The sequence below is a fragment of the Bradyrhizobium sp. genome (assembly GCF_035701725.1).
Taxonomy (GTDB): domain Bacteria; phylum Pseudomonadota; class Alphaproteobacteria; order Rhizobiales; family Xanthobacteraceae; genus Bradyrhizobium.
This window is the reverse complement of sequence record NZ_DASSRP010000050.1, coordinates 1-3,264: the sequence shown is the minus strand read 5'-3', so window position 1 is coordinate 3,264 and position 3,264 is coordinate 1. Positions and strand designations below refer to the sequence as shown.

The window sequence follows — 3,264 nt, the reverse complement described above, 5'->3', positions numbered from 1 at the left end:
AACCCCGTGATGTTGCCGCCGGGCCGCGCGAGGCTTTGAACAAAGCCTTGCCCGACGGGATCGGCCAGAAGCACGAAAACGATCGGTATCGAACGCGTCTGCTGCCGCAGCGCCGGTAGACTCGATCCGGGGCTGGCGAGAATTGCGTCCGGCGCCAAGCCGACCAGCTGGGCCGCATAGGTTTTGTAGCGCCTGGGATCGCCCGCGGCAAAGCGGTAATCGATCACGATATTCCTGCCCTCGACCCATCCGAAACGCCTCAGCGCCTGTGCGAAGGCCGCCACACTTTTCTGGGTGAACGGGTGGTTCTCGGGCCAGCCTATCAACGCGCCGACACGGCGAACCCGCTCGGACTGCTGCGCGCGCGCCGCGAGCGGCCACGCCATGGCCGTACTGGTGGCCAATTGCACGAACTCGCGCCGCCTCATGCTCGACGTCGATCCGATGACGAGGCGAATATGCCTTAACAGAGCAATTTCCGATACGCCGAACGAAATGGCGGGTTTCCACCCAACTCAGCCGATCCGCACGGCGATTGCGAACGGCAGGTTTGGGGGCGATTGTGTTGAAAAACTTTTGGAATATCGTGGTATAATTGCTTGATATCTCAAGTCACGACGGCTGGGGGGCAGTCGATGATGGGGGAGCGGCAAGTCCAGCAGGACGCGTTGTTCTACGAGTTTTCGCTCGAACGGCATGTGCCTGAGAAGCATCTGTTGCGGGCGATCGATCGCGTTGTTGACCTCGATGGACTTCGGACCCACTTGGCACCCTTCTACAGCGAGACGGGGCGGCCTTCAGTCGATCCGGAACTGCTGATCCGCATGCTGATTGTCGGGTACTGCTTGGGCATCCGCTCCGAACGGCGGCTGTGTGAAGAAGTCCACCTGAACCTGGCGTATCGCTGGTTTTGCCGCCTGGGGCTCGATGGCGACGTGCCGGACCACTCGACCTTCCAAGAACCGCCATGGCCGCTTTCGCGAAAGCGATTTACTGCGCCGGCTGTTCGAGACCGTCCTGCAGCGCTGCATCGACGAGGGCCTTATTGGCGGCGAGGGCTTTGCCGTCGATGCTAGTTTGATCCAGGCCGACACCAGCGACCGCAATCGCATCGAGGGTAACGCGGGTCTGCCGCCGACCGCGACCGGTCGTGCGGTCGCGGAATATCTCGCGGCGCTCGATGATGCAGCCTTTGGCGCGGCAAGCGAGGTTACGCCAAAGTTCATTGCACCTTCCGACCCGGCGACGCGGTGGACTGCGGCGCACCGCGGACCGGCGTTCTTCGCCTATTCGACCAACTATCTGATCGATGTCGACAACGCGATCATTGTCGATGTCGAGGCGACGACGGCGATCCGTCAGGCTGAGATTCTGGCGGCAAAACGCATGATCGAGCGATCGATGGAGTGCTTCGACCTCTACCCCGCCAGACTGATTGGGGACAGCGCCTAGGGCTCGGCCGAGATGTTGAACTGGCTGGTGAATGAGCGCGGGATCGAACCGCACATCCCGGTGTTCGACAAGTCCAAGCGCACCGACGACACCTTCTCGCGCGCGGACTTCGTCTACGATCACACCAGCGACACCTACCGTTGCCCGGCCGGAAAGACGCTTCGGCGTTATCGCCGGCAGTTCACTGTTCCGCGGATTGGCGTGATGAAGGACAACTCGCTGCGCTATCGGGCCAGCAAACATGATTGCGAGCCATGCCCGCTAAAGCCGCGCTGCTGCCTGAACACTCCAGCCCGCAAGGTCCCGCGCTCGATCTATGAAGGCGCACGTGACCTGGCTCGCGAGATCGCCAAGACCGAGGCCTACCAGACCTCGCGCTATCAGCGCAAAAAGGTCGAGATGCTGTTGGCCCACCTCAAACGCATCCTAAAGCTCGACCGGTTAAGGCGGCGTGGGCCCCACGGCGCCCGCGACGAATTCCACCTCGCCGCGATCGCCCAGAACCTGCGCAAACTCGCAAAGCTCATCCCCGGCGCGCAGGCGATCCCCGCCACCTGAGAGAGGATTGCCCATCACCCTAGCCGCTCACCGCGAGGCTCGCGATTACCCCTTCAAGCGGCAGCCGCCGGGTTTTTCAACATTGGGTAATGGTCGGTGGCTCTTCCCTGGATGCCGATAGGATCGGCTCCGTCATTGGAAAGGGGAGACCGAACATTGAATATTTGCCGGCCTGGATGTCTCGATGGCAGAGACGCGCGTGTGTGTCGTCACTCGAGACGGCGCTGTCGTGCACGAGGTGAAGGTGCCCTCGACACCGGCCGATATTGCAGCTGCGCTCGCGCAGGTACAGGCCTGTCGGCGGGTACTGTTCGAAACAGGCCGGATGGCACCCATGCTCTACCATGGCTTGAGCCGGCTAGGATTACCCGTCGTCTGCGTCGAGAGCCGTCAAGCCTATCAGGCGCTGAAGTCATTGGCGACGCACAAAACCGACCGCAACGATGCACGCGGCCTGGCGCATCTCGCCCGCACCGGCTTCTTCAAACCGGTTCATGTGAAATCACTGCCGGCACACGCCGTCCGGTCGCTAATCATCGCTCGCAAAAAGCTGGTCGGCCAGCGGGTTACCCTGGAGAACCAGATCCGTGGTCTTGCCGTGGTGTTCGGTATCCGGCTGCCCCGTGCGCTCAGCTCCGCCTTTATCAGGCAGGCGCTCCAGGCGAGCGAGGGTATCCCCGGTCTGTCTGCCGCGATGCGGGGGCTGGTTGCAGCGCGTGCTGCCGTGCTCGCCGCCGTCGTGGCGATCGACGCGGACATCAAGCGGATGGTCAGGGCATCCGACGCTTGCCGCCGGCTGATGAGCATTCCTGGTGTCGGCCAACTCACCGCACTCGCCTTCACCGCCGCCGTTGACGACCCCGGACGCTTCCGGCGATCTCGTGACATTGGCGCCTATCTGGGTCTGGTGCCGCGGCGCTATCAGTCGAGTGAGGTTGACTACACCGGCAGCATCTCGAAATGCGGCGACCGGCGAGTGCGCACACTACTGTACGAGGCCGCGAACGTCATGCTGACGCGTTACAAGCAGCCGCTGAAGCTCAAGGACTGGGCATTTGCGATCGCCAGGCGATCCACGATGCGCAAGGCGCGGATCGCGCTCGCGCGGCGCCTTGCCATCATCATGCATGCCATGCTGCGACACGGCACCCAGTTCAAACCGGCATAGCCAGACACTCCAGCTGGACAGGAGGTCGAACCGAGCTCCCGAGCGGAGCGACGCCCGAGGGAGGGAGCAGATGACGGCGCCGATTC

Annotated in this window: 2 protein-coding genes and 1 pseudogene; 2 read left to right on the top strand and 1 reads right to left on the bottom strand. The window is 62.8% G+C overall.

The window, feature by feature from the left end; translation table 11 throughout:
* Window positions 1-404, bottom strand: a 404-nt coding sequence (locus VFL62_RS02620) for an ABC transporter substrate binding protein (protein WP_325170822.1), incomplete at its 3' end; no start/stop codon positions are given.
* 231 nt (window positions 405-635) lie between these two features.
* Here VFL62_RS02620 and VFL62_RS02615 point away from each other — a divergent pair.
* Both VFL62_RS02615 and VFL62_RS02610 read left to right on the top strand, forming a co-directional pair.
* Window positions 636-2,010 (top strand): annotated as a pseudogene (locus VFL62_RS02615) (transposase).
* A gap of 160 nt (window positions 2,011-2,170) precedes the next feature.
* Window positions 2,171-3,178 (top strand): IS110 family transposase, encoded by a 1,008-nt coding sequence (locus tag VFL62_RS02610; protein WP_325170823.1) that lies wholly within the window; start codon window positions 2,171-2,173, stop codon window positions 3,176-3,178.
* The last annotated feature ends 86 nt before the right edge of the window (window positions 3,179-3,264 follow it).